The sequence below is a fragment of the Alishewanella aestuarii B11 genome, assembly GCF_000280055.1.
GTDB classification, from domain to species: domain Bacteria; phylum Pseudomonadota; class Gammaproteobacteria; order Enterobacterales; family Alteromonadaceae; genus Alishewanella; species Alishewanella aestuarii.
Map to the genome: position 1 here is coordinate 142,090 of NZ_ALAB01000001.1, position 21,827 is coordinate 163,916.

Annotated in this window: 22 protein-coding genes; 14 read left to right on the forward strand and 8 right to left on the reverse strand. The window is 51.6% G+C overall.

All coding sequences use genetic code 11. The features are described 5' to 3' along the window. Nucleotides 1–17: 17 nt before the first annotated feature. The 3 genes from AEST_RS00605 to AEST_RS00615 form a co-directional block, all read right to left on the reverse strand. Complete coding sequence (locus AEST_RS00605) at nucleotides 18–488, reverse strand: hypothetical protein (protein WP_008606297.1); 471 nt, start codon at nucleotides 486–488, stop codon at nucleotides 18–20. Continuing rightward, nucleotides 475–1,626 carry a PepSY-associated TM helix domain-containing protein gene (locus AEST_RS00610; protein ID WP_008606298.1) on the reverse strand — a complete coding sequence of 384 codons (1,152 nt, stop codon included), beginning with the start codon at nucleotides 1,624–1,626 and terminating at the stop codon, nucleotides 475–477. The genes AEST_RS00605 and AEST_RS00610 overlap by 14 nt, the downstream gene beginning before the upstream one ends. Before the next feature lie 107 nt (nucleotides 1,627–1,733). Then, nucleotides 1,734–3,881, reverse strand: a complete 2,148-nt coding sequence (locus tag AEST_RS00615; protein ID WP_008606300.1) for a TonB-dependent siderophore receptor — start codon at nucleotides 3,879–3,881, stop codon at nucleotides 1,734–1,736. A gap of 211 nt (nucleotides 3,882–4,092) precedes the next feature. Here AEST_RS00615 and AEST_RS00620 point away from each other — a divergent pair, with 211 nt between their 5' ends. From AEST_RS00620 to AEST_RS00630, 3 genes are read left to right on the forward strand one after another with little or no spacing between them, the layout of a single operon-like run. Continuing rightward, entirely contained in the window at nucleotides 4,093–5,652 is a 1,560-nt protein-coding gene (locus tag AEST_RS00620) for an FGGY-family carbohydrate kinase (protein WP_008606301.1), read from the forward strand. A 29-nt stretch (nucleotides 5,653–5,681) separates the two neighbouring features. Continuing rightward, nucleotides 5,682–7,169, forward strand: a complete 1,488-nt coding sequence (locus AEST_RS00625; protein ID WP_008606302.1) for a DNA-3-methyladenine glycosylase 2 family protein — start codon at nucleotides 5,682–5,684, stop codon at nucleotides 7,167–7,169. A 10-nt stretch (nucleotides 7,170–7,179) separates the two neighbouring features. Continuing rightward, nucleotides 7,180–7,626, forward strand: a complete 447-nt coding sequence (locus AEST_RS00630; RefSeq protein ID WP_008606304.1) for a methylated-DNA--[protein]-cysteine S-methyltransferase — start codon at nucleotides 7,180–7,182, stop codon at nucleotides 7,624–7,626. Between the two features lie 37 nt (nucleotides 7,627–7,663). On the opposite strand, the gene AEST_RS00635 is transcribed toward AEST_RS00630, so the two are convergent. Then, nucleotides 7,664–9,316 (reverse strand): coiled-coil domain-containing protein, encoded by a 1,653-nt coding sequence (locus AEST_RS00635; RefSeq protein WP_008606305.1) that lies wholly within the window; start codon nucleotides 9,314–9,316, stop codon nucleotides 7,664–7,666. Nucleotides 9,317–9,560: 244 nt separating this feature from the next. On the opposite strand from AEST_RS00635, the gene AEST_RS16895 reads away from it, so the two are divergent. Continuing rightward, nucleotides 9,561–9,734 carry a DUF3012 domain-containing protein gene (locus AEST_RS16895; RefSeq protein ID WP_008606306.1) on the forward strand — a complete coding sequence of 58 codons (174 nt, stop codon included), beginning with the start codon at nucleotides 9,561–9,563 and terminating at the stop codon, nucleotides 9,732–9,734. Between the two features lie 59 nt (nucleotides 9,735–9,793). Here the strand turns inward: AEST_RS16895 and AEST_RS00640 are convergent, their stop codons facing one another. Next, complete coding sequence (locus AEST_RS00640) at nucleotides 9,794–11,101, reverse strand: short-chain fatty acid transporter (protein WP_008606309.1); 1,308 nt, start codon at nucleotides 11,099–11,101, stop codon at nucleotides 9,794–9,796. A 186-nt stretch (nucleotides 11,102–11,287) separates the two neighbouring features. Here AEST_RS00640 and AEST_RS00645 point away from each other — a divergent pair, with 186 nt between their 5' ends. The 4 genes from AEST_RS00645 (at nucleotide 11,288) to AEST_RS00660 (ending at nucleotide 14,620) form a co-directional block, all read left to right on the forward strand. Beyond that, nucleotides 11,288–12,076 carry a peptidylprolyl isomerase gene (locus AEST_RS00645; RefSeq protein WP_008606310.1) on the forward strand — a complete coding sequence of 263 codons (789 nt, stop codon included), beginning with the start codon at nucleotides 11,288–11,290 and terminating at the stop codon, nucleotides 12,074–12,076. 129 nt (nucleotides 12,077–12,205) lie between these two features. Next, nucleotides 12,206–12,955, forward strand: coding sequence for a kinase (locus AEST_RS00650; protein WP_008606312.1), 750 nt, complete (start codon nucleotides 12,206–12,208; stop codon nucleotides 12,953–12,955). A gap of 13 nt (nucleotides 12,956–12,968) precedes the next feature. Then, complete coding sequence (locus tag AEST_RS00655; RefSeq protein ID WP_008606313.1) at nucleotides 12,969–13,472, forward strand: GNAT family N-acetyltransferase; 504 nt, start codon at nucleotides 12,969–12,971, stop codon at nucleotides 13,470–13,472. Nucleotides 13,473–13,525: 53 nt separating this feature from the next. Next, nucleotides 13,526–14,620, forward strand: coding sequence for an SLC13 family permease (locus AEST_RS00660; protein ID WP_238534520.1), 1,095 nt, complete (start codon nucleotides 13,526–13,528; stop codon nucleotides 14,618–14,620). A gap of 26 nt (nucleotides 14,621–14,646) precedes the next feature. Here the strand turns inward: AEST_RS00660 and AEST_RS00665 are convergent, their stop codons facing one another. Both AEST_RS00665 and AEST_RS00670 read right to left on the reverse strand, forming a co-directional pair. Beyond that, nucleotides 14,647–15,240, reverse strand: a complete 594-nt coding sequence (locus AEST_RS00665) for a hypothetical protein (RefSeq protein WP_008606317.1) — start codon at nucleotides 15,238–15,240, stop codon at nucleotides 14,647–14,649. Continuing rightward, nucleotides 15,230–15,754: an RNA polymerase sigma factor gene (locus tag AEST_RS00670; protein ID WP_008606318.1), complete on the reverse strand. Its 525-nt coding sequence runs from the start codon at nucleotides 15,752–15,754 to the stop codon at nucleotides 15,230–15,232. The genes AEST_RS00665 and AEST_RS00670 overlap by 11 nt, the downstream gene beginning before the upstream one ends. A 242-nt stretch (nucleotides 15,755–15,996) precedes the next feature. On the opposite strand from AEST_RS00670, the gene AEST_RS00675 reads away from it, so the two are divergent. The 6 genes from AEST_RS00675 (at nucleotide 15,997) to AEST_RS00695 (ending at nucleotide 19,755) form a co-directional block, all read left to right on the forward strand. Continuing rightward, a complete protein-coding gene (locus AEST_RS00675; protein WP_008950430.1) occupies nucleotides 15,997–17,454 on the forward strand; it encodes an amidohydrolase family protein in 1,458 nt (485 codons plus the stop codon). Nucleotides 17,455–17,497: 43 nt separating this feature from the next. Continuing rightward, nucleotides 17,498–17,653 carry a hypothetical protein gene (locus tag AEST_RS17225; RefSeq protein ID WP_008606320.1) on the forward strand — a complete coding sequence of 52 codons (156 nt, stop codon included), beginning with the start codon at nucleotides 17,498–17,500 and terminating at the stop codon, nucleotides 17,651–17,653. 3 nt (nucleotides 17,654–17,656) lie between these two features. Next, entirely contained in the window at nucleotides 17,657–17,935 is a 279-nt protein-coding gene (locus AEST_RS00680; RefSeq protein ID WP_008606321.1) for a superinfection immunity protein, read from the forward strand. Nucleotides 17,936–18,100: 165 nt separating this feature from the next. Then, nucleotides 18,101–18,340, forward strand: a complete 240-nt coding sequence (locus AEST_RS00685; RefSeq protein WP_008606322.1) for a type II toxin-antitoxin system ParD family antitoxin — start codon at nucleotides 18,101–18,103, stop codon at nucleotides 18,338–18,340. A gap of 1 nt (nucleotide 18,341) precedes the next feature. After that, nucleotides 18,342–18,647 (forward strand): type II toxin-antitoxin system RelE/ParE family toxin, encoded by a 306-nt coding sequence (locus AEST_RS00690; RefSeq protein WP_008606325.1) that lies wholly within the window; start codon nucleotides 18,342–18,344, stop codon nucleotides 18,645–18,647. A gap of 214 nt (nucleotides 18,648–18,861) precedes the next feature. After that, nucleotides 18,862–19,755, forward strand: a complete 894-nt coding sequence (locus tag AEST_RS00695; protein WP_008606326.1) for a type 2 periplasmic-binding domain-containing protein — start codon at nucleotides 18,862–18,864, stop codon at nucleotides 19,753–19,755. A 13-nt stretch (nucleotides 19,756–19,768) separates the two neighbouring features. Here AEST_RS00695 and AEST_RS00700 read toward each other — a convergent pair whose 3' ends face one another. After that, nucleotides 19,769–21,523, reverse strand: coding sequence for a coiled-coil domain-containing protein (locus tag AEST_RS00700; RefSeq protein WP_008606327.1), 1,755 nt, complete (start codon nucleotides 21,521–21,523; stop codon nucleotides 19,769–19,771). Nucleotides 21,524–21,827: the final 304 nt, after the last annotated feature.

The window sequence follows — 21,827 nt, forward strand, 5'->3', positions numbered from 1 at the left end:
CCGGCAGGTTGAGCCGCCTAAGGTGTGGTCAGTAGCGCCACCGGTAACTCCCAGCTGGCAATGAGTATCTCGCCTTCCCAGGTTTCAATGGTTAACCACAATTTATCACCCTCATCCAGAGTCGCGGGCGCTATCGCATGAACATGCTGACCATGCCGGCTGCCATGTAATATACCGTCGGCGGCTTGTTGCAGTTGCCCTAGCGGCAGCGCCTCGGGGCCAAGATTGACATAGCCCTGACGGATCTGTGCCACATCGCCCTGCTGGAATGCCAGATAAAAATCTTTCAGATATTGGTCATGATGAATATAAGGTGGCTTAAGATTAAGCGGCATCGGCGCAATGGTAAAGGGCCCCAGTTGCTGGCTTGGCCAGGGTGCCGGAAACTGTGGATGTAACGCCTTATAAAAGTACCAAAGGGGAAACAGTAATACGATACCGCTAAGATAGTAGCGATAACGTTGCCAGAACGAATCAGGATGCCTCATAGTCGGCCTCGCTCAAATCAGTGGTGTGACGACTGCGGCGAATTGCGTATTGGGTACGGCCATGCCACAACAAAAAGCCGGTGATCGACATGCCGGTTAACAACAGGCCAAAGATAAACCACAGTGTTTTGGTCCACAGTCCTGCCAGGGTGCCGTAATGAAGCGGATCTGCCAGATGCATAATGGTTTGCCAGGTGTTCATATTGGCCGGGGATTTTTCGCTGGCGATTTCACCCGTCCAGGGGTTAATACTCAGGGTGTAAGCGAGTTTGTCATAAAAAATGTGGTCGCCACCACCCATCAGGGTATACATACCACGCTGGTGTTCCGGTAACAGTAAATAACTGGGCTGGAAGTCCGGGAAGCGCTGTTGCGCGATGTCTAAGGCTGCTGCCAAATCCAGCCGGCGGGCATCTGCCGAGTTTGGCAGTGTGGCAGCAGACACCACGGGGGCATGCGGTTCAATATCAATATCGGCGTGCCAGAGCACCGCTTGTGTTAAATACCACAAACCTGTTGCACTCATCAGCAGTAAAAACCAGATAGACCAGACACCCGCCAGTCGGTGTAAATCAGTGAGTAAGGTCTTTTTACCTTGCCGCCAGCGCAGCTGGGGTCTTACAAAACTGCGCCAGAAATTTTTGTAAACTATCAGCCCGGTGATCAGTGCGCCCAGCATCACAATTGCCATGGCCGATACCAGATAGTAGCCAACACTGTAGCCGTTTTGCCAGGGAAAAAGTAACCAGCCATGCAAACTACGCATAAACCCGATAAAGGTTTGTCCCTGATTTACCTGCTGAATTTCTCCGCTGTACGGATTAACGTAAGCCAGCGCGTAAGGTTTATCGTGATCGGTAAAGGCCACCACATGCACTAAATAGGGCTCGAACACCATTACGGTACTGATATCTGCCGTAGGGAATTGTTGCTGCACCCGGGCAACCAGCTCTGGTATCGGCCGGGCGGGTAAGTTATCCGGATTACTGGCCCGTGCTGCCGGGTTGGTCAGCCAGGTTAGTTCATGGCTAAAGACGGCGACGGTGCCGGTCAGGCACACAAAGCAAAAGATCAACCACACGGGTAAGGAAAACCAGCCGTGTAACTGAAACCAGAATCGATTAGTCAGTTTTGCCATAACAGGAACATCCAAGGAAGTTTAAGCAATCGTAGCGCTAATAGAAATCATTATCAATTAGTATTTGATGCAAGATCGCCACTGCTGAGCCAGTGGCGTCCCTCTTATCAGAAGTTGTAACGTAAGTTAGCGGTCAGGGTTCGCTGTTGGCCATAGAAGCAGTCGCCGCGGGCCAGGCAGGAAGTGATAACGGTTTTATCAGTTAAATTATGTGCTTGCAGGCTGACACTATAACGACCGAAATTGTAACCCAGCATGGCATCAAATAGGGTGTAGGACGCTGTCGTCAGGGGTTGATTTAGCACCACACCATTTTGTTGCACATAAGCGGTACCGTCCGACGTTTCACCAACATAACGTACGCCAGCACCAAATTGCCAACCATCAAGTGCTGCCGGACGCCAGGTTGCCCAAATTGAGGCCAGTTGCTCCGGTTGCGCGGCCAGGGTTGCGCCTTGCTCGCCAATCCGGTTACTGCGACTGACATAGGCGTCAATAAAGGCATAGCTGGCATAAATATCCAGATCACGCCAGGCCAGTTGAGCTTCCAGCTCCACACCCTTTGCTGTTGCCTCGCCGCTTTGTATCTGACCATTTGGATTAATCAGTGCCGGATCATTTAACTGTCCGGCAGCCAGACTGGTAGTGCGGTTTTGTTCGGTGATCTCAAACACAGCGGCCGTAAGCAAATGTTCAGTACCTTTTGGCTGATACTTGACCCCTGCTTCAATTTGTTCCGCGGTTCTAGGCACAAAGGCTTTACCGAAGGCATCCGTTCCCAGTAAAGGTTCGAACGACTCACTGTAACTGATGTAGGGCGAAATACCGTGTTCGAACAAGTACATTAACCCGAGCCGGCCGGTTGTAGCATATTGACTGGCGGCAGCGGTTAGCTCGGGATTAGTGGTGGCTTTGTCGCGGCGCAGCGCTGCAGAAAGCAGCCACTTTTCGGCAATTTTCATATTATTTTGCAGATAAAGCCCGCTTTGATAGGTTTTACTGGACGGATAATCGACAAGATCTGCGGTTGTCGGCAAATTAGCAACCTGACCATACTGTGGGTTATATAAATCCAGCAAGCCACCGGTTGCGGCGTAGTAGGAGTCATTGTCGGTGTAAGCGTTTTGATAATCAAAACCGACCACCAGATTGTGTTCGATCAGGCCGGTTTCTAATTTGCCGTGTAATTGCAGATCGCTGGTCAGGGCGCGGGCCGTGGCGTCACTTAAATACACAACCCGATTGACACTGCGGTTGTCGGCTTGTAGTACTGGTGGCCAACCATACATAGTGCGATAGTCAGCATGGCTATCGCTGTAGCGGCTGGCAAAACGCAGTTGCCAGTCGGTCGATAGGTCATGTTCCAGGATAGTGGTTAGTGCCACCTGCTCAGTATTATATTTGTCAAAGCCAGGCTCAGACACAAAGCGGTTACTTGGGATCTGGCCAAACTCATTGGCCAGTATTGTTCCTTTGTGCGGGAAGAACTGGGTGCTAGAGCCAGATTCATTTTGCTGCCAGTTTAGCAGTACCGTCAGTTTCGTCGCTTCACTGAGCTGCCAGCTGACCGAAGGCGCCAGCACTTTGCTGTTATCCGGTACAAAGTCGGTTTGAGTGTCACTGTCACGCCAAAGTGCAACCAGGCGCCCCTGAACTGCTGCATCGTTGTTGAGTGGGCCTGTCCAATCAGCGGCCAGTTGCTGCCGGGAATAGTTACCCAGTTGCAGCCACAACTGACCACTGGGTACCGGTTCTGGTTTTTTACTGACCAGATTCACAATACCACCAATCGATCCCTGACCATAAAGCACTGAGCTTGGACCTTTTAGGATCTCAATTTGTGACAGAGCGTACGGCGCAATCCGGACGTTATTGTAAAAACCGAACAGCGACTTTAAGCCATCCAAATACTGCACCGGTGATACGCCGCGGATCTGCGCCCAATCACCGCGGGTATCTAAACCATAAGGGCCGTTATACAAACCCGCGACATACCCCAGGGCATCCTGCACAGTCAAGGCGCCGAGATCCGTAATCCGTTCTTCCGTTAACACTGATACTGACAGCGGAGTTTCGATAATAGGTGTATCCGATTTCGCGCCCGAGGCACTGACATACGAAATCAGGCCGCGTTGGCTTTTCACCGTGATCACCTCAATTTCTTGCTCTTCCGGGCTTACCGGAGCCGGGGCGGCGGCTGCCGCTTGACCAATCAGCGCAGCCGACAGGCTGGCGGCAAGTAACGAATACTTCATTGATGCAGTCTCCTTGATAAAAGTTTGGCCGCAGTGTTTGCTACTACCGGGCCCTGACTAAGATGGCTGCAAATAATACAGTATTGATAATCATTATCAATATCATTCGTAAGAATTTATCGGCTCGGCTGCTAACGGCGTACTCTTGGTTACCGGCTGGCTTTAGGCTACAGTACCGGATACCTGACGGGTCATTTTGATAACAATAACAATGCAGCAGACTCCGTGTTATGTCCTGGCGCTGGATTTTGGTACCCAAAGCGTCCGTGCCATTATTGTCGACGACAGCGGCAATATTATCGCTAAAGGTCAGCAAGCGATGCCGCCGTATCACTCACCTGAGCCCGGTATGGCGGAGTTGCCGGTTAGTGCGTATTGGCAAGCCTTAAGCGCAGCCTGTGCCGATTTGTGGCAGCGCAGTCCGGTCGCTGCCAGCGACATTTCGGCAGTCACCCTTACCACCCAACGCGGCGCCATGATTTGTCTGGATAAAGACCGCCAACCGCTTCGCCCGGCGATGCTGTGGTTAGATCAGCGCACGGCCACAGTGTTACCCCGGCTTGGTAGCTGGCGCAGTCTGTTCTGGCTAATGGGTATTACCGCAATCGTCGAGCGCTTTCAGCGCCGGGCGCCGTCAAACTGGCTCGCTGAGCAGCAGCCACAACTGTGGCAACAGACCGCCCATTATGTCTTACTCTCCGGTTACCTGACCTTAAAACTGACCGGTGAGCTGGTCGATTGCAGTGCGGCTCAGGTTGGTTACCTGCCCTTTGACTTTCAACAACAGGGCTGGGCCAGCCGTTTTAGCTGGAAGTGGCAGGCGTTATCGTTAAAACCAGCGCAGTTGGCGCCATTAAAACCCCCAGCCACGGAATTGGGCAAGCTGACCGGCACCGCTGCGCAAGCGTTGGGACTGCCTGCCGGGATCCCGCTATTTGCTGCTGCGGCAGATAAGGCTTGCGAAGTCTTGGGCTCTGGCGGCCTAACGCCTGATACCGGCTGTATCAGCTATGGCACTACAGCCACCATCAGCACAGCCAATCGGCGCTATATAGAACCCGGCCCCTGGTTACCCGCTTACCCGGCGGCTCAACCCGGTTTCTACAATACTGAAGTGATGATTTACCGTGGCTTCTGGCTGGTAAGTTGGTTTAAAACCCAGTTTGGTTTGCAGGAGCAGCAGGAGGCGGCGGTGCTGGGCATCGCGCCAGAGCAACTGTTTGATGAACTACTCAAAGCCGTGCCGCCCGGCAGTATGGGGCTAATATTGCAACCGTACTGGTCACCCGGCATCCGCGAGCCCGGGCCTGAAGCCAAGGGCGCCTTAATTGGCTTTGGTGATGTGCATCAGCGGGCGCATGTCTACCGGGCACTGATTGAAGGTTTGGCCTATGCCTTGCTCGAAGGCCGCGAGCGTTTAGAGCGTCGCAATGGCGTAAAGATGCAGCGGCTGCGGGTATCGGGAGGCGGCGCGCAAAGTGAGCAGATTCTGCAACTGACTGCCAATGTGTTTAATTTACCGGTGGAAAGGCCGCATACCAGTGAAACCTCAGCGCTGGGCGCTGCCATCACTGCCATGGTGGGGTTACAGCGTTATGCGGATTTCAGGCAGGCGCAGCAGGCGATGTGTCAAAGCCCGCAGCGTTTTTTACCAGAGCCGGCCGTGGCTGCGCAATACCAACGCCTGTATCGCGAGGTGTATTTAAAAATGTACCGCCAGTTAAAGCCGCTGTATCAGAAAATCCGCGAGATCACCGGTTATCCGCAGTAAGTTGCTTGCTATTGCGCGCTAGCTAATCAGTGCCGAAAACTGCCAGTTATTTGGCCGCTTCTGGTTATACTGAGGCCAATTCGTTACCGGAGCCGGTTATGGTTTTTTCTGAGACAGAGCTGCAAATTTTCCAGCAGGCCCGCTTAGCGCGTGATGCACGCTTTGATGGCCGCTTCTTTGTTGCGGTAACCAGTACCGGGATTTTTTGCCGCAATATTTGTCCGGCGCCGGCACCCAAAGAGCAGCATGTCCGGTATTACCCCTCTGCCGTGGCGGCGCTTGCTGCCGGTTTTCGTCCCTGCTTGCGTTGCCGGCCAGACAGCGCACCGGGATCCGCGGCCTGGCGTGGCACAAACAGCACCCTGACGCGGGCACTGCGCTTGATTGACGAAGGCGCTTTGCAGCAGGGTGCGATGCCGGCACTGGCTGCACGACTGGGTGTCTCCGAGCGTTACTTACGGCAACTGTTTAACCGCCAGTTGGGACTGTCACCCAAGCGCTATGCGTTATTGCAGCAACTGCTGCTGGCGAAACAATTGCTGCAAAGTACCGCTCTGCCGGTGACTGACGTGGCGCTGGCTAGTGGTTTTCAGAGTATCCGCAGTTTTAATGCGCAGTGTAAACAGATCCTGAAACTCAGCCCCGGTGAAATTCGCAAGCGCGAGCTGCCAGCTACAAGCGGTATTAGCTTGTTTTTAGCCTATCGCCCGCCTTTTGCCTGGCAGCAGTTACGGCAATTTCTGCAAGCCCGGTTGCTATCGGGGATGGAATGGGCCGGCAATGATTATTACGGCAGAACCTTTACTTTGCGGCAGGCTCAGGGCCATTTTACGCTGTATCATCAGCCCGATTTACACCGTTTTCGGCTGCAGCTGGAGCTGGATCACTGGCCGGTATTGCCGGCCGTATTGCAACAGATCCGGCGCTTGTTCGATCTGGATGTGGACATTAATCAGGTCGAGCAGCATCTGGCCCCGCAGTTAGCCTGTTTACCCGGTTATTGCCAAGGGTTGCGCTTGCCCGGCTTATGGAGCCCATTTGAAGCCGGAGTGCGGGCAATTCTAGGGCAGCAAGTTAGCGTGCAGGCCGCCCGGCAGCTATTAAATACGCTGGTAAAACAGCTGGGTGAACCCTGTGGCGTGGCGGCTGCTATGGTGGAGGCGCCGCGTTTCTTTCCTACTGCGCAAGCAATCGCGGCTAGTGAATTAGGTTTTTTGAAAATGCCACAGGCGCGGCGGGATACCTTGCGTCGCTTTAGTGAACATATGCTGCATGATACCGAGCCGGATAATATCGACCGCTGGCAACAGCTAAAAGGTATTGGTCCCTGGACCTGCCAGTACGCCCGGATGCGCGGTTTGGGCGATCCGGATATCTGGCTGGCTGGTGATGCCGGTATTAAGAACGCTCTGCAGCAAACTGAGCTGGCGTTAACTGCAGAGAGTGGCCGGCCCTGGCGTAGCTATTTAACCCTGCAGTTGTGGCAGTCGCTGGCAAAACAGCCGCTGGCTGAATAGGAGAGTGAAGATGTATTACAACTATCTGCACAGTCCATTGGGACTGATTGAAATTGCGGCTAACGAGCAAGGTCTGACGGCTGTCAGCTTTTGTACTGCGGCGACACAGCCTTGCAGTGAGCACCCGCTGGTGCTGGCGGCCAAAACGCAACTGGCGGCCTATTTTGGCAAAGAGCTGACCGAATTTGATTTACCGCTGGCCGCAACCGGTACCGCCTTTCAGCAAAAGGTCTGGCGCGCCCTAACCGGGGTGCCATATGGTCGCACCGCCAGCTACCGTGATATCGCCATCGCCATTGCGAATCCTAAAGGCGTGCGAGCCGTCGGGCTGGCCAACAGTAAAAATCCGCTTGCGATTATTGTACCCTGTCACAGGGTGATTGGTGCTAACGGTACTTTGACCGGCTATGCCGGCGGGCTGGATAAAAAAGCCTGGTTGCTGGCGCACGAGCAATGATGGGCGGCAGCTACCGCTGCCGCCAGTTGGATCAGGACTAGGCTTCTACCCCGGCATTTTTGAGTTGCTGCTCCAGGGCGGCAATTTTTAACTGCGCCTGTTTGTTGGAGAAGGTTAAACGCTCAATGGTCGAACTGCTGTTATCTTTGACAAAGGTTAGCTGCTCTTCCAGTTTCAACACATGTTGCTGCAGCTGAGTTTTTTCCAGTAAGGCTTGCTGCTGGGCTTCGCGCAGTTGGTTGGTCTCTTCGCGTTGCAGTTTGATGGTCTCGCGCTGTCTGGTCATATTGGCGGCCGTCACTTCGCTTTGCTCTTTCAGCATCACGTTAGCATCACGTAAATGTGCCAGTTTGCTTTCAAACACCTGTAACTGGGCACGCAGCCGCTGTAATTCCTGCTCTTGCGCGGCGAATTCATGTTCAGAGCGCATTTCTGGCAATTGCGCAGTCAGTGACTCCAGTTGCCGGGTTTGGTTGGCGATTTGCTCGGCCTGCTCCTCTATCACTTCTTTCGCTTCTTTCAGCTGTTCAAGATAATGTTCCTGAGCCTGCTGCAGTTTAACCAGTTGCTGCTCCTGCTCGGCCAGTTGTGCCTGCGCCTGGTTAAAGGCTGCCAGTTGTTTTGCCGCGTCTTCCTGTTCCTGTTGCAGCTTTTTCTGCTGATTGTCATAGGCCTGCTCGGCCTTTTGTAATTGCTGCTCCAGCAAGGCAACCTGTTGTTTCTGCTGCGACAACTCCTGTTGCATCTGCTCCAGCCGTTGCTCCAGTTGCGTTACATGCTCAGATTGTTTTGAGCTGGATGAGGAGTGCAGCTCATTATAGGCAAGCTGCAGGCTGTCAAACTTCTGGGTCAGGATCTCCAGTTGCTCAGTTGCCGCTCTGGCGGCCTCATGAGCCGTGGTTTTCTGTTGTTCCAGCTGATGCAACTGTTGTTTTAATTGACTGATATCGGCCTGGTGCTGATTCAGGTTTTGCTGTAACTCATTCAGTGCTTTCTGGCGTTGGGTTGCTAACTTTTGTGCATCAGTAAATTGTTGATGCAGGTCACTGTTGTCAGCATTTTGTTCCTGAATTTGCTGTCTTAGCTGATTGAGCTGCTGTTGCAATTCCGCATACTGTTGTTCGTGCTCGGCCAGTTGCTCGGCATTAAGCTCTGTTACCGGCATTGGCGCAGCTATAACAGTTGGCGCTGATTCTGCCGCCAGCATCGCTGCAGGCTCTGTTGCTGTATTGTTCAGACTAACAGTTTCTGGCTCATGAGCTGTCTCTTCGGGTGTTTCGGTTACCGCAGCCGTTACCTCAGCAACGGTTGGAGTTTGCTCCTCTGTCGCCAGCTCATGCAGCGCTTGCTGCAATTGTGGGTCTTCTGTGTTGCTATCTGCGCCGCTATGCTGTTCTGGCTGATCTTTCTCAACCTGCTGGCGTTTCCCAAGTTGTAATAATTTTGATAAAGAACCCGGTACTTTTTCTGACAGCGAAGAGAGTGCGCTCAGGCCCAGGCCACCTTTCGCGGCTTTGTCCTCATGATCGGCAGGGGGTTGATAATTATTTTTACTACACCACTGATCAAAGTGCACCATAATGCTGGTGCGGCTGCCACCGATCTGTTTAATAAGGCGTTCCAGAGTGATCGGCTGACCGCTTTGTTGTAATTGTTCACAGGCTGCTTTTACTTCATTGTAATTTGCCATGTCTTCCTCTGGTTTTTCACAAAAATGGATGCTCAGCATACTTATTTTTAACTTAAACGGAAATAGACATTTTGTGCTAGTTTCAGCACTTTTCTATTCGGGGTAAAAAAGCTGAATGCCGCGTTTTATCTTACTTGTTACGCTTTAAAATCAGGGTTTTGTCAGTCGCTCTGGCCGGGCTTCGGTTATGAATGAAAGTTCGTTATGATAGAACAGTGGCAGTGGCCCATATTAGGAGGAAAACATGAAAAAGGTATTGGCATTAGTGGCGTTAACTGGTCTGTTGTTAGCGGGTTGCGCCCCGGAAGTTGGATCAAAAAAGTGGTGTAAAGCCATGGAAGCCAAGCCGAAAGGCGACTGGACCGCCAACGAAGCGAAAGATTTCGCCAAGCACTGTCTATTTAAAACTGAAGATTAAAGCGCGCAGAGCCAGCAGCCGTTGACTGTTGGCTCTGTAGTTCAGGCGCGAAGCTTTAATCAGGCGAAGGTCAGCACCAGACTGATAATGACACCACTGATTAGTAGCTGCAGCAGACAAAAGCCCATAATGTCCTTCGCTTTTAACCCGGCAATTGCCAATACAGGCAGCGCCCAAAATGGCTGAATCATATTGGTCCAGGCATCACCCCAGGCCACGGCCATCGCGACCCGATTGACATCGGCGCCCAGCTCTAATGCCGCAGGCAGCATTACCGGTGCCTGCACCGCCCATTGGCCGCCACCGGACGGCACAAAGATATTGACGATACCGGCACTGATAAAACTCCAGAACGGTAAACTTTGCGCACTGGCGAAACTGACAAACCACTCCGACATACTCTGCGCCAGCCCGGATTGAATCATTACTGCCATAATGCCGGCATAAAACGGGAATTGGATCACAATACCGGCACCGCCCTGGATCGCCTGTTGCAGGCTGTGCAGTAACCGCCGCGGCGTGCCGTGTAGCACTATCGCCAGAAAGATAAACAAATAGTTGACGATATTCAGGTTTAAACTGCCGCCTTTGACAAAATACTGCACCAGATAGGCGATACCGGCAAATCCCACTAACAATGCCAGCAGCATACTGTTTTCCAGTTTATCGGCCGGCCGCTCATTACTGCCGGCCGGTGCCGGTTGATCCTGCAATTTAGCCGGGTCGACATAGATGCTGTCAGCGGCTTTGGGTAGCATTAAGCGGTTAACCAACGGCACCGCGATAAACAGGATCGCAAGCAGCAGCAGATTAAAACTGGCAAAGATGGTGTCAGTCGTTGGAATCAGACCAATCAGGTTTTCGCTAAAGTGCCCCGGTGTGGCAATGGTCAGCGGCACTGAGCCGGCTAGGCCGCCATGCCAGACAATAAAGCCAGAATAGGCACTGGCTACCAGCAAGCGGTAATCGACCTGAATCTGTCGTGCCAGAGCTTTGGCAAATAAGGCGCCCACCACCAAACCAAAGCCCCAGTTCAACCAGCTGGCCAGTAGTGAAATCAGTGTCACCAGTATAATGGCCTGGCCCGGACTTTTCGCCAGCGCGGCCAGATGATTCAGTAAGCCGGTGACCAGTGGCGTACTGGCCAGCATATAACCTGCTACCAGCACCAGCAACATCTGCATCGAGAAGCTGAGCAGGCCCCAAAATCCATCGCCCCACTGCGTCACAACCGCCAGCGGGCTTTGTTGTTCAAACAACATGGCGGCAGCAAACACCACCAGGGTTAACAGCAACACAAAAATATAGGGGTCGGGCAGATAGCGTTCGACCAGTTTTACAAAGGGTTTAGCCGCAGTATTTAGCATAGGGGGCTCGCTTATCGCTGGATAGATGTGCTTTACCTTAAAGCATTTAGTTAGCTCATGCCAATTCGCAATTGACTCTATCCTGCTGTTAGGAGCTGCTGGCCATGATATTGGCGGTTTTTTGGCTGGCTTCAAGAGGGCGATTTGCAGTATGCTTGGTGCTCTGGCTCAGAAACGGATACAACAATGCAATTTACCAAGATGTTTGCCGGTGCGGCACTTTTAGTGAGTAGTCTGCTGCCCTTTTACACACAAGCGACCATAGTACAATTTAAAACCTCGTTAGGCACCTTTGAGGTCAACTTGTTCGATGAAACCACGCCGGAAACGGTAGCGAATTTTTTAAAATATGTCGAACAGGAACGCTATAACAATTCGGTGATCCATCGTATGGTGCCTGACTTTGTGGTGCAGGGTGGTGGTCTGTACTATCCCGGTGAATTGCCATTAAAGGCTATTCCTACCTTTGCCGCGGTGAAGAACGAGAAAAAGTGGTCCAACCGTCGTGGCACTATTGCCATGGCCAAACTGGACGGCCAGCCAGACAGTGCCACCAGTCAGTGGTTTTTTAATTTGAAAGACAACCATGCCGGTAATGCTCAGTTAGATGCACAAAACGGTGGTTTCACTGTGTTTGGTCAGATCTCAGAGCAAGGATTGGAAATTCTGGATGAAATTGCCAAGTTAAAACGCTTTAATATGGGCGGTGCCGCGACCAGCATCCCGCTGCGCGATTACACGGCAGCGGATGCCGCGGCCGGTAAAACGGTGACAACCGATAATCTGGTGATGATTGAAAGTGTCGTGATTGTCGATGCCCGCCCGAATACGGCTGCCGGTTTATCACCTGCCCCGAATGAAGCTTCAGTATTACCACCCGAAGAGGAAGAAGAGAAGAAAAGCTCTGGCAGTATGCACTGGTTAGTATTACTGCTGTTACCGCTGGCTCTGGTCCGCCGTCAAAACCGCCGGTAAAACTATTGCGGCAGTCAGTCCCCCGACTGCCGTAGGTGCTGCGATATGTTGGCGCGATCCACTCTCAGACAGCTCGAACTCACCCCGATAGATCGAGCTGCACTTTCAAACTATCAAGCAATATTAAGCATGCTCAGCCGGCAACTGCGGGCGCACAGCACGCCAGCCGTTATTGGCATCACAGGTGCCCAGGGCACTGGCAAAAGCACCCTGGCCAGCTTGCTGGTTACTGAGTTGCTGGCGCAGGGTATAGGCTGTGCTGCGGTCTCATTGGATGACTACTATCTGACACGCCAGGCGCGACAGCAGCTAGCTGGTACTGTGCATCCGTTACTGGCGCAGCGTGGCGTACCGGGTACGCACGATATCGGACGGGCGCTCAGTGATGCCAGACAGGTACTGGCCGGTGCAGCCGTCGCCTTACCGCGGTTTGATAAAGCCCTGGATGATTCTTTGCCAGACCGGCCTGCTGCACAGCTGGATCTATTGATTGTCGAAGGCTGGTGTTTGGGGTTGGCGGCAGAAGCAGAATCCGGGTTGGTATCGCCAGTGAATCAACTGGAGGCCACCGAAGATAGCAGCGGTGCCTGGCGCCGTTATGTCAACCAGCAATTGGCGGCAAGCTATCAACCCTACTTTGATTTGTTGCAGCCGCTGATTTGGCTTAAAGCGCCGGATTGGGACAGTGTTTGCCGCTGGCGCGCTAAACAGGAGCAACAGCTCTGGCAACAACGCGGTACCGGAATGACGACTGAGCAGTTAGCACGTTTTATGTTGCCATTTCAGCGTCTGACGCAGCTGAGTTATCAGCAATTGCCGGCGCGGGCAAACTATACTATTGTGCTTAATCAGGCGCAGCAGCCGCAGTTAAGCGGCTAACCGAGGACGCACCGTGATTTATACCCACCGTTTAATTATGCGGCCGCTGACCCTGGCCGATGCCCCCTTTATGCTGCAGCTGTTAAACGACAATAGTTTTATCCGCAACATCGGCGATCGCGGGGTACGCTCAGAAGCCGAGGCGGCCGCCTATTTGACGGCCGGCCCCTTAGCCAGCTACCAGCAGTATGGTTTTGGTTTACGCGCTATCGAGTTGCAACAAGGCGGCCAGTTGATCGGGATTTGTGGCTTAATTCAGCGTGAGACGCTGGATGCTCCTGATCTCGGCTATGCCTTGTTGCCGGACTATACCGGCCAGGGCTATGCACTAGAGGCAGCTAAGGCCGCCGTTCAGTGGGCGGTAGCGTTAGACCTGGCGCAACTGTATGCGGTGGTCAGCATGGAAAATGATGCCTCAAAGCGGTTGCTGGCGAAGTTAGGTTTTCGCAATCAGGGTGTGATTAACTGGCAGCAGGAAGAAGTATTATTGTACCAACTGCTGTTACCGACTAGCTAAAGCCCTATACTAGTGCTCTTTTGTCTTAAAGCACCGCCCCGAAAATGCCATTAATGCGCCGGGTTTTGTCCCGCCTGACTGAAGATTACTTATTGCTGGCACTGCTTGGCCTGCTGCCGTTGTTGTTGTGGTTAAAACCAACCACTGCTGGCGGCGTGCTGGTGTTAATCGACTGGCAAACGGTTTCGGCGCTGGCCGGTTTAATGTTATTGAGTAGAGCGCTCGAGGAAAGCGGTTATCTGGCCCGTTTTGCCGGCTGGCTGGTGGCACTGTGTCATGTTGAGCGTTTGCTGGCGGCCGTACTGCTGCTGTTTGCTGCGCTGCTGGCGGCCATTGTCACTAATGATGTCGCGCTCTTTATTCTGGTCCCCATTACCTTAAGTCTGGGACGGTTAACTGGGATTGCGACCGGGCGGTTGATTATTTTTCTGGCGCTGGCGGTGAATGCCGGCTCGGCCTTAACCCCGATTGGCAATCCGCAGAATCTGCTGCTGTGGCAGGCATCCGGCTACAGCTTCTGGCAGTTTACACTACTGATGGCGCCGCTGGCCCTGAGTTTGCTGGCGCTGATCCTGCTACTCAGCTATCCGGCATTCAGCGCCCGCCACTTAACGGTAACAGTGCCGCATCAGGCCAGCCTGGACAACCGGCGCTTATTTGGCTGGTCACTGCTTGGCTATCCGTTATTTATTCTGGCGATGGAACATCAGTTGGCGCCTCAGGCCGCCTTGCTGGTGCTATTAGCGTTTTTACTGTTCAAGCGCAGCGTAGTCAGCGGTATTGACTGGTTATTATTAGTGGTGTTTAGCCTGATGTTTATTGATCTCGGGTTGTTAGCACAGCTGCCGCTGATGCAACAGCTGGCGACCCAGTTGCTGGCTTTGCCTGGAGGCAGTTATACCGGAGCTGCTTTGATGTCGCAGTTGATTTCCAATGTGCCGGCAGCGATTTTTTTGCAGCATTTTACCGACGACTGGCGCGCCTTAAGCTGGGGCGTCAGTGTCGGAGGCTTCGGGCTGGCTATAGGTTCGCTGGCCAACCTGATTGCATTGCGGCTTAGCAAACAACCCGGTTTATGGCGTGAGTTCCACTATTGGTCGCTACCGGTGTTTGCCGGCAGCGTATTATTGGGTTGGCTGCTGTTATAGCCTGAGTAGCGTTGTCTGTACGTATGCTATTCAACGTGCTGAAAGTCCGTTGCAAGGGTGCTTAAGCGCGCCAGCTCCAAGGTCTTTTGCTGTATTTTTCGTTGTAGCCAGTAAATGCCCAGCACTGACAGCGGTGAAATCACCAGGCCATACAACTGCAGTACCTTTGGGGCAATAGCGCCCGGTTGCCACCAATTGCCTAGCCACAACAAGATACTAAATATGATAAGGGCTGCAAAGGAAAGCTGGTTATATCGATAATATTGCAGGCTTAACTTACAACTGCGCAGCCGAAATTGCAGTAGGCCATTGCTGCTCCAATTATCATAAGCCAGTATAGGTTTATGTACTTTCCAGCTTACGCAGAGGGTTGCTATCGCTCCGATAAGCAAAAAACTTGCGGTAAGATAACCCAGCCAACCTTGCATATCCCTTAGGAATAGATAAGCCGCTATCATCATTACCAAAGCGCAACACCATTCGCCATACATAAGCAATCGTTGCCGCTTTTGTCGCTGATTGGCTTTGGCTAAATCTTCAGCGCTGGGCGCTTGCTCCTGCGGTGTCGCTTGTTGTTGCCAGCTTTTTGCTAGCGCAGCAAAATCAACGTTATCTGCCATTTTGCATTAACTCCAATAGTTCTGTTTTAGCACGGTTTAAGCGCACTCTCACTGTGCCCTGATTGATCTGCAGGATTTCTGCAATCTCTGGGGCATCTAAATCTTCCATTGCCAGCAAAATAACTTGCCGATTAGCCGGCGATAAGCGTCGTACGGCGTGCATGAGTTGCTGACTTTGTTGCTGTTCATCAACATCCGTAGAGGGACAATCTTGCACAAAATGCTGTTGATCTTCCTCTTCTAAGCTACGCCATTGTTGGCGGCTGGCGCGGGCAATATGATCCACCGTAACGTTATGCACAATGCGAAATAAATAGGCCCGTGGCATTTCTGCCGCTTGGATACGGGCTGCTGATTGATGCAGCGCCAGAAAAATATCTTGCTTTAAATCCTGGCGCGCTGCCGGATCGGCCTCTGAAGCCAACAGGGTACGGCTAATAGCACCCTGATTTTGTTGCCAGAGCTGCAGTAAAAACTGCTCTGGCGTATTGGCACTGTGCTTAAAAAATCTCAAACAAACCTCGCGATGTTCTCTGTTGTATTTTTATAGCGTTCTTATTATTGCTCAGCGCCCTGCTTAGTTATTTAAAGCCAAGTTATTTACAGATAGTTCTCTGAACGCTTAGGTATAGTCTGCCGCAATGGCAAAAGTGTTAGATAAAAAAATTAAAAAAAAGATGTAACGGTTCACAACATGGTTACGACTTCTACAGCAAACACCGTAATTATCCCCAATTCATGTTGGAGCTATTAAAGATGAACACCGTAACATTCAAACCTTGGATACTGACCTTGGTCATGCCTTTAGTTGTTACAGCACTACCCTCAGTGTCTGCGTCCGAAAGCGTGCTATATCATAATGCCACCTTAATAAATCCAGCTACTGAGCAGCAATTAACTAACGGCTGGTTATTAGTACAAGACGGCCGTATTGTGAAAATGGGCCAAGCAAAAGCTGCCAGTTTGCCTGCCGCCAGTAAACAAATTGATTTACAGCAACAGTATGTACTGCCGGGATTAATTGATGTGCATTTACATCTAACGGCAGGGCCCCACCGCGTTGAAATGCGCGACGGCGCACCCGTGCTAACGATGGCAGGTCATAGTGAAGTAACCCGCTATCACGCCATTAGTACCTTAGCGACAGGTGTCACTACTGCCTTTAGTCCCGCCGGGGATCCGCAGGCCAATGCTGATTACGTGCAGCAACAGCAGGCAGGGCAATGGCTTGGTCCGAAATTGCATTATGCCGGATACGTGTTTGAACCTACGCCCATCTTCGGAGGAGCCATTTACCCAACGGATGAAGCCAGTTGGCGGGCTGAAATTGCTAAACAGCAAGCCTTGGGGGTGGATTACATTAAATTATATACCGGTTTGACCGCAGATGAAGTTGCTTTAGGCGTGCGCTTAGCACGTGAGGCCCGGCTTAAAACCATCGCACACTTGGACAGTGTTAGCTGGCAATATGCTGCTGATTTAGGGATTGATATTTTAACTCATGCCCTCCCCACCAGTGCTGAGCTGTTAACTGGCGCCGCCAAAGCAGCTTATCAAGCCGAGCGTAAAAACCACTATAACCAACGTTTTATTTATAGTTGGTTCCAGCATGTGGACTACGACAGTGAGCCCATGCGGCGTTTGATTACTACCTTAGTAAAACAGCAAACGCGTATCGACTTAACTATGGTGGTCAATGAGCTGTTTTATTTTGCCCGAGAACTTGATGCTATTTATCCAGAAGACGCCATGTGGGTATTTCATCCTCAAATGCGCCAGCGTTGGCGCGCGCTAATGGCTGCCCCCAGCTATGACTGGAGCACAGCAGACTTTGCTGCGGCGCAGCAGCAATTACCGAAAGTACAAGCACTGTTTAAACGTCTGTACGACGCCGGTGTGCCGCTGGCGATAGGTACTGACAGCACTGCCAGTGGCCCATTTTATTTGCGGGAACTGGAATTGACGAAAGCTGCCGGCTTAAGCAACTGGCAGGTATTACAGCTGGCAACCAGTGGTGGGGCGCATCATCTGGGGCTAACCGATCACGGGCAACTAAAAGCAGGTTATGTCGCCGATTTTATTGTGTTAGCCGCTAACCCAATTACGGATCTGCATGCCCTTAACACCCTACATACTGTGGTGCAGCAGGGAAACCTAATGCAGGTCGAGGCGCTAAAGGCGCAACTGAGCTCGCTAAGCCAGTTTGAATTTTAACCACCTTCTCTAAACAATTAATGTTACTAGCTAAGGAAAAATCATGGAAATACTACAACAGTGTTTAACGCAAATTAGTCCAGCCTGGTATCAAAGTAATAGCAATGAGCTGGTGTCATTCGGCATCTTTTTTGTCGCCATGTGGCTGATTGCCATCGTGATCGACGCAACGTTACAAAAAATTCAACAAGAGGGCTAAGTCATGGATATGTTAAATCAGTGGATCGCAACGTTCAGTAACACCTGGCAAGAGGCCGATTGGGTATTTCTGGTGTTATTTGGTCTATTTTTCTTCGCGGTATGGTTTCTACCCAGTCTGCTAGCGCTGCTGTTTAACCGCCGCCATCTTGGAAAAATTGCGCTGCTAAATGTACCAGCAGGCTTTTCTGTGATCGCCTGGGGTGCGCTAATTGTGTGGGCGGTAACTGGCAAATTAGGCGAAAAGCTAGCGGCAAAAGCGCGGTTAAAGCCGGTTTCGTGAAGTAGGTTATAGAAAATGAGTTGCGCCTGCATACAAGCCTGTTGCAGGCGCAATGCTTTAGTTAATTTAAATTAACACCGGGGCCAGTTATATTTTGATTTATTGGCAAAGTTTGCCATACTCTCTTTTGTGCTAATAAGCCTCGATAGTCACGGGAGTAGATAAATGGCAACGATGAATGTGTCTTTACCTGACAGCATGAAGCAATGGGTTGAATTGCAAGCAAAGGATGGCCGTTATAGTAACGCCAGTGATTATGTTAGAGATTTAATTCGGCGCGATCAGGAACAAGCAGCAAAAATTGCCCAGTTACAACAGCGGGTTACCGAAGGGCTTGCCAGCGGTACTGGAGAGCGGACTATGGTGCAGTTAGCCGCAGAAGCTATGGCCCGAATGGGCGCTTAATATGGCCTATCAGCTAAGTAAGCTGGCTGAAGAGGATATTATTAATATCTTCATTAGTGGTGCAACACAGTTTGGTGAGCAGCAAGCCAGGCGTTATCACAACCAATTAGCCGCAACATTCGATTTTTTAGCCGCGAATCCGTTGGCGGCGCCAATTAGAACAGAAATTAGCCCACCGGTACATCTACACCCGGTTGGCTCACATCTTATTATTTATCAGGTAACAGCAGATACCGACATTTATATTATCCGGGTGCGGCACCGTCTGGAAGATTGGACACTCGCACCCGATACTGTTACAGCCTAATACTATCGCCCTCATTTAAAATCAGCAGCGGTACCTGGCTCCTTAGCAGTTGCTGCATATGCAGCAACTGAAATACAGTTTGTCCAACTTTAACCAAGAGTAATATTACCTATATCATTCGCTTGGAATATGCTCTGATAAAGTCGGAGTTGTGGTTTAAGCATACTGAGTGTTACTGTCAGTAACGGACTCAGTGTTAAGAGGAAGGAACCCTATGCGTTTAGCTTGCTCCGGATTATTACTGGGCGGTTGGCTGGCTTTGCAGCTCCCGGCGGTAGGTGCGGCTACACCAATTATTGCTGCCGATTATCTGGAAACTTCACCGCACCGCGAATTGATTGAGTATGCGCTAAAGGTCACCGAAGCAGACTACGGGCCCGCTACCCTGACCTTCAGCGGTGAGATGGTGCAGGGTCGAGCCGAGCAACTGTTAAAAGACGGCAAGCTGTTGCATCTGGTAGTGTTTGCGCCTTCGCCGGAACGCGAACGCGATCTGCTACCGGTGTATTTTCCATTAAGCCAGGGGTTATTGGGTTATCGGATCTGCATTATCAATAACGGACAGCAGTATAAGTTTGATCCGGTTAAGACGTTACAGGACTGGCAAAAGGCCGATCTGACAATCGGACAAGGCACCCACTGGCCGGACGTGGCGGTGTTGCGGCATAACAACCTGACGGTTGTCACCAACCCCTTATATTCGTTGTTATTTGAAATGGTGCGTCAACAGCGCTTCGATTGTTTTGCCCGTAGTGCGGATGAATTAGCGCGCGATTTGCAAAGTGAACATGCAACGGGTCTGGTAGCTGAGCGGCGCTTATTATTACATTATCCGCAGCTGTCGATGATCTTTGTGTCGCAGAGTTTTCCGCAGCTGGCCGAGCGTTTACAAAAAGGCCTGGAGCAGGCTCATGCCGATGGCGTGGTGCAGCGGCATTTTCGCCGCCATTATGGCGCCATTATTGACCAGTTGCGCTGTGAGCAACGGCAACTGCTTAAACTAGAAAACCCGCAGCTGAGTGAGGCTAGCCGTCAAGCGCTGCTGCGCTTTGCCTCCACGCCGGAGCAGTTATTAGCTGCGCCGGCTGCGGCTTGCAAAGGGCAGTAAAACTACTGCCAACTTAACAACATTCCTGTAATTTGCGTTCCAACTGCTCAATCCGCTCCTGCGCTTGTTCGCGGTAACGGGTTAGCCGTTCGATAGTGGCCGCGGAATTCGATTTCACAAAATTAACCTGTTCTTCTAATTGCAGCTTTTGCTTCGACCACTGATAACGCTCAGCCTGGATCTGCGAGGCCTGGTCGCGTTGCTGCTGCAGCTCTTCCCGCAGCTGTTTAATGATTTCACGTTGCTCTGCCTGATGATTCGCCGTCAGGGCACTCTGATGTTTTAACAGCGCGATAGTGGCTCTTAATTGTTCCACGTTGTCAGAGTTCTCGGTTGCCGGTGCGTTTAGCATCGCTTTTAACTGAGCCAGCTCCTGAGTTAGCTCCGCCACCTGATCGGCTTGACGGGCCGCAGCTGCGATGGCTTCATCGCGTTCGGCGATCAGACTATCTAACGGGGTTGTATCAACGGTAGCTGCCGCAGCCTGTTGCTGTTGCAGCTCGGCAAGCTGTGCCTGCGCCTGCTGTAACGCCTCTGTTTGCGTGGCCTGCTGTGCAGTCTGTTCTGCCACAGCAGCCTGATGCTGTTGTTGCAGGCTGGCCAGTTGTTCGCGCAGCAGTGCCACTTCGGCATCCGCAGATGTATCTGCGGTGGTACGTTGCTGCAATTCTTGCTGCAACTGCTGATTTTGTTGCCGTAATTGCTGCAGTTGCTGGGTTAACTCTGCTGCGCCATTCTGGCCGCGACCAGCCAATTGCTCCAGTACTGCATCGCGTTCGGCAGTCAGTTCAGCACACTGATCGGCGTACTCGGCCAACTGTTGATGGATCTGCTTCTTCGCTTCGAAGTACTGGCGTTGCTGCTCGGTGCTGCGCTTGCGCAGTTGCTCATGCTCATCGTTCAGGCTATCAAAGCGCTGTTGTTGCGCCGCCAGTTCTTGCTGCCATTGCGCCTGTAACTGCGTTAATTGCTGTTGCTTTGCGTCGGCTTCCTGCTCTGCCAGTTGCAGTTGCTGTTGCAGCGCAGCGAGTTGGGCAGCATTAGCCGTCAGCTGTTGTTGATAAGCGGCGGTTTCATCCTGCAGCTGTTGCAACTGCTGCAGCCGGGTTAGTGCTGACTGATAGTTTTGCTCCAGCTGCTGTAACTCTTGCGTGGTGTCTTCCAGTTGCTGTTGTTGCTTCTGCAACTGCTGTTGATATTGTTGCAGTTGCTGCTGATTAAGTTCGGCTTCTGCTTCGGCATTGGCTAATTGCCGTTGCGCCTGCTCCAGCGCCTGCTGTTGGGTGGTTAACTGCTGTTGCAGTTGTTGCTGCTCCAGCTGTAACTGGTCACGCTCAAAGCTGACATTGGCAAAATTATCAGCTTGCAATGCCAGCTGCTGTTGCTGGTTAGCCAGTGCTTGTTCCAGTTCAGATTTACGCTGCTCTGCCTGGCGTAAATTTTGTTGCAACAGTTGCACCTGCTCCACCGCTTTAACTTCGGCCTGCAGTGCTTCGGTTAACTGTTTATTTAACTGGTCGGTTTGCCATTGCGTTTGCTTCAGGGCTTCCCGCTGAAAGGCTGCCATAAAGTCTTCGCTGAACACAGACGGTGAATTCGCAGCGTCCTGCTGTCGCTGTTGCACCTGCTCGGTGCGCCACTTTTTATAGTGCGACACCACGGTAGCCTGAGCATCTGATACTTTAGACAGCAAGTAATCCAGAGACACCGCCTTGCCAGAGCTCTCTAAATCATCACAGATCTTCTTAACATCAGTATATTGCGACATGATTCTTTACCTTTTACCAACCGATGGGCGTGTTCGCTATGCGCTGCCCGGAATGAAAGCTTAAGGAATGGCAGAGCCTTGCGCAAAGGCTAAATGCACAAAATTTGCACAGCGCAAGGTGTTAGCTGGGGATTTAATTCATCATATTGATCTTTAATAAATTATTTTTTTAACCTGCATTATTTTGCGCGCTGAAAGCGTGTAAAAAAGCAGCGGAATAGCCCGAAGGTATTAGGGGGTAAAACCTTGGTTTGCGCGATACACTTTGCCAAAGCTAAATTTTACCGCTAAATTAACTGATTAT

What these genes read in the sequence shown, in the direction of transcription:
- AEST_RS00610 (WP_008606298.1), bottom strand. Translation starts at nt 1,626, where the DNA reads ATGGCAAAACTGACTAATCGATTCTGGTTTCAGTTACACGGCTGGTTT.
- AEST_RS00645 (WP_008606310.1), top strand. Translation starts at nt 11,288, where the DNA reads ATGCAATTTACCAAGATGTTTGCCGGTGCGGCACTTTTAGTGAGTAGT.
- AEST_RS00690 (WP_008606325.1), top strand. Translation starts at nt 18,342, where the DNA reads ATGGCCTATCAGCTAAGTAAGCTGGCTGAAGAGGATATTATTAATATC.
- AEST_RS00640 (WP_008606309.1), bottom strand. Translation starts at nt 11,101, where the DNA reads ATGCTAAATACTGCGGCTAAACCCTTTGTAAAACTGGTCGAACGCTAT.
- AEST_RS00630 (WP_008606304.1), top strand. Translation starts at nt 7,180, where the DNA reads ATGTATTACAACTATCTGCACAGTCCATTGGGACTGATTGAAATTGCG.
- AEST_RS00620 (WP_008606301.1), top strand. Translation starts at nt 4,093, where the DNA reads ATGCAGCAGACTCCGTGTTATGTCCTGGCGCTGGATTTTGGTACCCAA.
- AEST_RS16895 (WP_008606306.1), top strand. Translation starts at nt 9,561, where the DNA reads ATGAAAAAGGTATTGGCATTAGTGGCGTTAACTGGTCTGTTGTTAGCG.
- AEST_RS00615 (WP_008606300.1), bottom strand. Translation starts at nt 3,881, where the DNA reads ATGAAGTATTCGTTACTTGCCGCCAGCCTGTCGGCTGCGCTGATTGGT.
- AEST_RS00685 (WP_008606322.1), top strand. Translation starts at nt 18,101, where the DNA reads ATGGCAACGATGAATGTGTCTTTACCTGACAGCATGAAGCAATGGGTT.
- AEST_RS17225 (WP_008606320.1), top strand. Translation starts at nt 17,498, where the DNA reads ATGGAAATACTACAACAGTGTTTAACGCAAATTAGTCCAGCCTGGTAT.
- AEST_RS00605 (WP_008606297.1), bottom strand. Translation starts at nt 488, where the DNA reads ATGAGGCATCCTGATTCGTTCTGGCAACGTTATCGCTACTATCTTAGC.
- AEST_RS00650 (WP_008606312.1), top strand. Translation starts at nt 12,206, where the DNA reads ATGCTCAGCCGGCAACTGCGGGCGCACAGCACGCCAGCCGTTATTGGC.
- AEST_RS00680 (WP_008606321.1), top strand. Translation starts at nt 17,657, where the DNA reads ATGGATATGTTAAATCAGTGGATCGCAACGTTCAGTAACACCTGGCAA.
- AEST_RS00660 (WP_238534520.1), top strand. Translation starts at nt 13,526, where the DNA reads ATGCGCCGGGTTTTGTCCCGCCTGACTGAAGATTACTTATTGCTGGCA.
- AEST_RS00665 (WP_008606317.1), bottom strand. Translation starts at nt 15,240, where the DNA reads ATGGCAGATAACGTTGATTTTGCTGCGCTAGCAAAAAGCTGGCAACAA.
- AEST_RS00695 (WP_008606326.1), top strand. Translation starts at nt 18,862, where the DNA reads ATGCGTTTAGCTTGCTCCGGATTATTACTGGGCGGTTGGCTGGCTTTG.
- AEST_RS00700 (WP_008606327.1), bottom strand. Translation starts at nt 21,523, where the DNA reads ATGTCGCAATATACTGATGTTAAGAAGATCTGTGATGATTTAGAGAGC.
- AEST_RS00675 (WP_008950430.1), top strand. Translation starts at nt 15,997, where the DNA reads ATGAACACCGTAACATTCAAACCTTGGATACTGACCTTGGTCATGCCT.
- AEST_RS00635 (WP_008606305.1), bottom strand. Translation starts at nt 9,316, where the DNA reads ATGGCAAATTACAATGAAGTAAAAGCAGCCTGTGAACAATTACAACAA.